The sequence below is a fragment of the Rhodoplanes roseus genome (genome assembly GCF_003258865.1).
Lineage (GTDB): Bacteria > Pseudomonadota > Alphaproteobacteria > Rhizobiales > Xanthobacteraceae > Rhodoplanes > Rhodoplanes roseus.
This window is the reverse complement of record NZ_NPEX01000315.1, coordinates 1-6233: the sequence shown is the minus strand read 5'-3', so window position 1 is coordinate 6233 and position 6233 is coordinate 1. Positions and strand designations below refer to the sequence as shown.

9 protein-coding genes are annotated in these 6233 nt (G+C 70.3%); 4 read left to right on the top strand and 5 right to left on the bottom strand.

Features of this window, described 5'->3' with window-relative positions; translation table 11 throughout:
* Positions 1–26 precede the first annotated feature (26 nt).
* Entirely contained in the window at positions 27–263 is a 237-nt protein-coding gene (locus CH341_RS26875) for a DUF2171 domain-containing protein (RefSeq protein WP_111422030.1), read from the bottom strand.
* 104 nt (positions 264–367) lie between these two features.
* Between CH341_RS26875 and CH341_RS26870 the strand changes: the two genes are divergently transcribed.
* Positions 368–1348: an NADPH:quinone reductase gene (locus CH341_RS26870; protein WP_111422029.1), complete on the top strand. Its 981-nt coding sequence runs from the start codon at positions 368–370 to the stop codon at positions 1346–1348.
* An 81-nt stretch (positions 1349–1429) separates the two neighbouring features.
* On the opposite strand, the gene CH341_RS26865 is transcribed toward CH341_RS26870, so the two are convergent.
* Positions 1430–1684 carry a hypothetical protein gene (locus tag CH341_RS26865; RefSeq protein ID WP_245431267.1) on the bottom strand — a complete coding sequence of 85 codons (255 nt, stop codon included), beginning with the start codon at positions 1682–1684 and terminating at the stop codon, positions 1430–1432.
* A 267-nt stretch (positions 1685–1951) separates the two neighbouring features.
* Here CH341_RS26865 and CH341_RS26860 point away from each other — a divergent pair, with 267 nt between their 5' ends.
* Together CH341_RS26860 and CH341_RS26855 are read left to right on the top strand one after the other, a co-directional pair.
* Positions 1952–2731: a DUF1236 domain-containing protein gene (locus tag CH341_RS26860; protein ID WP_146604639.1), complete on the top strand. Its 780-nt coding sequence runs from the start codon at positions 1952–1954 to the stop codon at positions 2729–2731.
* Between the two features lie 182 nt (positions 2732–2913).
* Entirely contained in the window at positions 2914–3090 is a 177-nt protein-coding gene (locus tag CH341_RS26855; protein WP_111422026.1) for a CsbD family protein, read from the top strand.
* Positions 3091–3207: 117 nt separating this feature from the next.
* Here the strand turns inward: CH341_RS26855 and CH341_RS26850 are convergent, their stop codons facing one another.
* The 3 genes from CH341_RS26850 to CH341_RS26840 form a co-directional block, all read right to left on the bottom strand.
* Entirely contained in the window at positions 3208–3888 is a 681-nt protein-coding gene (locus tag CH341_RS26850; protein ID WP_111422025.1) for a glutathione S-transferase family protein, read from the bottom strand.
* 40 nt (positions 3889–3928) lie between these two features.
* Entirely contained in the window at positions 3929–4843 is a 915-nt protein-coding gene (locus CH341_RS26845) for an EamA family transporter (RefSeq protein ID WP_111422024.1), read from the bottom strand.
* Between the two features lie 121 nt (positions 4844–4964).
* On the bottom strand, positions 4965–5363 hold the full coding sequence (locus CH341_RS26840) for a rhodanese-like domain-containing protein (protein WP_111422023.1): 399 nt from the start codon (positions 5361–5363) through the stop codon (positions 4965–4967).
* A 117-nt stretch (positions 5364–5480) separates the two neighbouring features.
* Here CH341_RS26840 and CH341_RS26835 point away from each other — a divergent pair, with 117 nt between their 5' ends.
* Positions 5481–6170, top strand: a complete 690-nt coding sequence (locus CH341_RS26835) for a DUF599 domain-containing protein (protein ID WP_111422022.1) — start codon at positions 5481–5483, stop codon at positions 6168–6170.
* The last annotated feature ends 63 nt before the right edge of the window (positions 6171–6233 follow it).

Below are 6233 nucleotides of genomic sequence, written 5' to 3'. Positions count from 1 at the left end.
CGATCGCGCGGAGACGAGCCGGCCGCTCACGCGTCGGCCGGCTCCCACTGCTCCATGGCGTCCTCGGAGTCGAGGCTCAGATGGACCTTGCTGTCCACCACCTCCTCGACCCAGACCAGCGGGATCCGATGGTGAATGCCGCCCGCTTCGGGGTCGGTGCGCGTCAGCTTGATGTGCTCGCCTTCGACGGAATCGACCGTTCCGACGTGCAGATCGTCGGCTCCGACGACCTCCATGTGCTCCTGGATGTCCTTGTGCGGCATGTCTCTCTCCTCGATGATACGCCGGAACAACCGGTCGCCGCGGCGGCAGTTCCGGCCACTCCGCGGTCCTCCCGGTCGAGATCCTCGAGCTCGTGGAGAATGCGATGCGCGCCGCCTGGTACGAGACGAACGGCCCCGCCGGCGAGGTGCTGCTGCTCGGCGAGCTGCCGACACCGGAGCCGGGGCGCGGCGAGGTGCGGGTCCGCTTGGCGACCTCCGGCGTCAATCCGTCGGACGTGAAGGCCCGCTCCGGGCGCACCCGCAAGATCGCCCATCCGCGCGTCGTTCCGCACAGCGACGGGGCCGGCGTGATCGACGCGGTCGGAGCCGGCGTAGCGGAGTCGCGGATCGGCGAGCGCGTCTGGACGTGGAACGCCCAGTGGAAGCGCGCCTTCGGCACCTGCGCCGAGTTCGTCGCCCTGCCCTCCGAGATGGCCGTGCCGCTGCCCGAGGCGGTGAGCTTCGAGATCGGCGCCTGCCTCGGGATCCCGGCCATGACGGCGGCCCACGTCGTCGACACGGCGCAGGCCTGGGCCGGGTCGACGCTGCTGATCAGCGGCGGCGCCGGCGCGGTGTCGCACTACGCCATCCAGTTCGCCAAGGCGCGCGGCGCCGTGGTGATCACCACGGTCAGCTCGCCCGCCAAGGCCGAGCTGGCGCGGGCCGCCGGCGCCGACCACGTGATCGACTATCGCAAGGAGGATGTCGGCGCCCGGGTGATGGAGCTCACCGAGGGCGCCGGGGTCGACGCGGTGATCGAGCTCGACATCGCGACCAATGCCGCGCTGCTGCCGAAGGTGCTGCGGCCGAGCGGACTGGTGGTGGTCTACGGCACCGGCGCGGCGGAAGCCCCGCAGCCGCTCTATTTCTTCCTCACCAACCAGATCACGCTGAAGTTCGTGTTCGTCTACGAGCTGACCGCCGAGGAGCGGGCGACCGCGCTCGCGATGATCGCCGAGGCGCTCTCACGCGGCGGCCTGATCCACAACATCGCGAAGACGATGCCGCTCGCCGAGGTCGTGGCGGCGCACGAGGCCGTCGAGAGCGGCCAGGTCGCCGGAAACGTGGTGCTGACGATCGGCTGAACGTCGGAGGGCGGAGGACGGACGTGAGACTCGCGCGGCGCGACCGGATGGCCCGAGCGCCGCGCGAAATGATCGGCCGGCTTACTGGCCGTACTTCTCGAGCACCTTGCGGCAGGACGTGCTGAGCTTCTGACGTTGGCTCTGGAAGCAGCTCAGTACCGCCATGTCGTCGCCGAGATACGGTTTACACAGCGTGGTCGCGTCGCGCTGGCAGGCCTTCTGGTCCTCGTCGGTGCCGCGCGAGCCGGGGAGCGGCAGCGGAAACTGCTGCGCCCATGCGGCGGACGACGCCAGGATGGCGGGCGCAACGACGAGAACGGCAATCAAGCGAAGCATTGGACCTCCTGTGAGCCGAGGCATCGGCTGCCGCGAATCGATTCGCGGTCCTTATACCATCCGGCATATCAGATCGGATTCGCGCCCCGGGCACGACTCCCGGTGCATCCCCCCGTTGCGTCAGGGAGCGGGCTAATGCGGCTTTCCTGTGGACGGTGCCCCCATCGACAAGAATCCGAAGTTCAGGAACCGCCTCTGTCACGGGGCGTTCGGACTTCGTCGGGACCACCCGGCGGCATGGGGTCGCGGCACCAACTGGAGGATGGCATGAAGACGAATCGGCTGCTGATTGCAACGGCGATTTCTGCGCTCGTCGCAGGCACGACCCTCGCCGTCGCCCAAAGCGGCGGCGGTGGTGGTGGCGGTGCGGGCGGCTCTGGCGGCGCCGGCGCCGGCTCGGGCGGATCCAGCATGGGCGGCTCGTCGGGCGGCATGCAGGGCAGCGGCGCCGAGAAGCGCGGCGGACGCGAGACCACGGGGCAAGGCAGCGGCGGCGGCGCGGCCCAGTCGGGCGGCTCCGGCGCGCAGAGCCCGAGCGCCCGCGAAGGCGCCGGTGCGCCGTCGGGCTCGCCGGACCGTCGCTCCGGATCCGGTTCCGAGCAGCGCTCGGGCGCGTCCGAGAAGTCCGGCTCCGGAACCGAGCAGCGCGGCCGCACCTCGGAGAGCGAGCGGGGCCGCGGCGACACCGACCGCACCCGCACGGGTCAGGATCAGCGCGGCGGATCGGAGCGATCCGGCACGTCGGCCGAGCAGCGCGGCGGCTCGAGCACGACCACGAACAACACGAACGTCAATCTGAACACCGAGCAGCGCACGCGCATCCGTGAGACGATCGTCAAGGAGAGCAACGCGCCGCGCGTGAACAGCGTCGACTTCGCGGTGTCGGTCGGCACCACGGTGCCGCGCTCCGTGCGCCTGGCGCGGGTGCCCTCCTCGGTGATCCAGATCTATCCGGCCTGGCGCGCCTACGAGTACTTCATCGTCGGCGACCAGATCGTCATCGTCGATCCGAACAACATGCACATCGTCGCGGTGCTGCCGGCCTGATCCGGCGAGCACCGACCACGCCTCTCGCGGGCCGGCGATGTGCCGGCCCGTTTTCATGTCGGGCTCCGGATCCCGGCGGAATTCGGAGCGACCCGCGTCGCGGGTACCATCGGACCCACGTGCATATTCTGCGGAACCCACGCTCGTCCTGGCCGTTTTCCCTCCGACAACAGGAGGACACGATGGACAAGGACCGTATCGAAGGCTCCCTCGATCAGGCCAAGGGCACCGTCAAGGAAGGCGCCGGCAAGCTCATGGGCGACAAGAAGCTCGAGGCAGAAGGCAAGGCCGACAAGGTGTCCGGCAAGGTGCAGAACACCGTCGGCGGCGTGAAGGACACACTGCGCGGCGACAAGTAACGCATCGCGCAGAGGCGGCCGTCGTTGCACAGGCGACGGTCGAAGCGGAAGAGCCCGGCGCAAGCCGGGCTCTTTCCGTTCGTGCTCCGGTGGCGCCGATTACCGAAGCGAGCCGCCTCACGTGTCGATGCGCGGCACCTCGGGCCCGTCGGGCTCGTCGTTCGGATACACCCAGGTCTCGCGCAGGGCCGCGTCGCGCCATGACACCCAGGCCGGCAGGGCCGCCACCGCCTCCATGTAGGCCGCCGCCTCGGCACCGACCGGGACGTCGTAGGTCTGAAATCGCGACACGACGGGCGCATACATCGCGTCCGCTGCGCCGAACGTCCCGAACAGGAACGGACCGCCCGTTCCGAACCGCTTGCGGCAGTCGCGCCAGATCGCCTCGATCCGGGAGACGTCGCGCTTCACCTCGTCGGACAGCACCGGCCGCGCCGGCTGCCGGGAAAAGTTCATCGGCAGCGCGGTGCGCAGCGCCGCGAAGCCGGCATGCATCTCGGTGGCGATCGTCCTCGCATGGGCGCGGGCGACGCGGTCGGCCGGCCAGAGGCCCGCCTCCGGACACTTGTCGGCCAGATACTCGATGATCGCCAGCGACTCCCACACCCGCACGTCGCCGTCGATCAGCACCGGCACCTTGCCGGTCCCGGAATGCGGGCCGACCGTCGCCTTGAAGCCGGGATCGCCGAGCGGCACCACGGTCTCCTCGAACGGGATGCCGGCGACCCGCATGGCGATCCACGGCCGCAACGACCACGACGAGTAGTTCTTGTTGCCGATCACGAGATGAAGGCTCATCCGACTCTCCTGCCCGGCATGCCGGTGTGCTGCAGAATGATCAGGTCGAGGGCGGCGGGCAAGCGGGGTCGCGCCGCCACAGCGCCGCGGCGCGCGCCGCAATCTGCGGCCAGGGCAGAACCACGACGACGAGGCCGGCCAGGATGCAGGCCATCCCGGCGGCGCGCAGCGGGCCGAAGCGCTCGCCGAAGATCAGCGCGACGGCGACGACGCCGGTGCACGGCGACAAGAGCGCGAACGGCGCGACCGCGGCGCTCGGATAGCGCTGCATCAGATGGCCCCAGATGCCGAAGGCGAGCGTGGTGGCGAGCGTGCCGAGAAACACGATGGCGAGCAGGCTGCCGACCGAGGCGTGCTGGACCGCGCCGATCAGCGACGCGTCGTTGTCGAGCAGCAGCGAGGCCGCATAGGCCGGGATCGGCGGCACCAGGCTGCACCACACCATCAACGGCCCCATGGCGACGCCGCGCGGCGTCGTGCGCAGCAGGATCGAGCCGGTCGCCCAGCTCATCGCGGCGCACATCGCCAGCACCAGCGCGAGCGGCGGCAGATCCACGCCGACCGTCAGCCCGATCAACACCAGTCCGGTGAAGGCGACGACGAGCCCGACGCCCTGCCGCCGCGTCGGATACTCGCGCAGCACCACGGCGGCGATCAGCACGGCGAAGAAGGCGTGCATCTGGGTCGTCACCGAGGCGAGGCCCGGCGGCAGGCCGGCGGCGAGGGCGAAGAACAGGAGCAGGAACTGGCCCGTCAGCAGCGTGGCGCCGACCGCCAGGATGGTCCGCCACGGCGCCGGGCGTGCGACGAACACGACCGGCAGCGCGGCGAGCACGAACCGGAGCACCGCCATCTGCGAGGCCGTGAAGCTCTCCAGGGCGATCGGATACGCGACGTAGGTGAAGCCCCAGATCACGTTCGCGAGCGCCGCCAGCGCCATGTCGCGAACCTTCATGCCGTTCGATCTCCCGCCTGCCGGACGCTCCGCGCGGCCGAACCCGCGCGTTATCTACGCCGCGGCACGGCGCGGCGGCATGCCCGTTTTCGGGATGGCGGTCCTGCGGGGATGCAGAGCGTCAGACCTTGAACTCGACCGGTCCGCCCGCCGTCTTCCAGGCGCCGAAGCCGCCGGCGACGTGGGCGACCGGCTTGAGGCCCATGCGCTGGGCCGCCTGGGTGGACAGGGCCGATCGGGCGCCGGCGGCGCAGAAGAACACGAAGCGCTTGTCCTGCGCGAAAACCGCCTTGTGATAGGGGCTCTTGTCGTCGATCCAGAACTCCAGCATGCCACGCGGGCAGTGGAAGGCGCCCGGCACCCTGCCCTCGCGGTCGAGCTCGCGCGGGTCGCGCAGATCGACGAACACGACGTCGTCGCGGCCGTGCAACGCGATCGCCGCCTCGACCGGCAAGGTCTCGATCTCGCGCTCGGCCTCCGCTACCAGATCGGCCACGTGAGTCGTGATGGTCTGCGGCATGGGTCCCTCGCAAGTCTCGCTGTCGTAGGAATCGGACGCGGCGCCGTGCCATTGTCCCGGCACAGGCGGACGGGGCCCGACCGAGCGGACTCTTGGCCCGACGAAGGGGAGTTGGCAATGCTGTGGTTCGACCCTCTCGACCTCGTCGCCATCACGGTCTTCGTGGTCGCCTGGGGCAGCTACGCGATCGCCATGGAGTGGACGCCGTTCGGGCGCGGCGCGCTCAACTCGCAGATGGACGAGATCCGGGCGATCTGGATGCGGCGGATGCTGCGGCGCGAGTCGCGCATCGTCGACGCGCAGATCATGGCGGCGCTGCAGAACGGCGCGGCGTTCTTCGCCTCGACCTCGCTGCTCGCCATCGGCGGGGCGCTGACGGTCGTGCGCTCCACCGATCAGGTCGTCTCCATCCTGTCGACGCTGCCGCTGTCGCTGCCGACGGCGCGCGAATTGTGGGAGGCGAAGGCGGTCGGGCTCGTCGTGATCTTCGTCTACACCTTCTACAAGTTCGCGTGGTCGTACCGGCTGTTCAACTACGTGGCGATCATGCTGGGGGCGACGCCGCCCGCCGCCGAGCGCGACAGCCCGGAGGCCGAGCGCCACATCCGGCGCACGACCCGGCTGTTCCGCTCCGCCGGACTGCATTTCAACCGCGGTCAGCGGGCGCTGTTCTTCGCCCTCGCCTATCTGGGCTGGTTCGTCGGGCCATGGGTGCTGATCGCCTCGACGGTCGCGGTCGTCGCCGTCGTCTGGCATCGCCAGTTCGCCTCGGACTCGCTGCGCGCGCTGCGCGACGATCCGGACTGATCCCGGACTCCAGCCGGTCGACCGGGCGTCATTCCGGGGCGGCGCGGCGCGCCGAACCCGGAC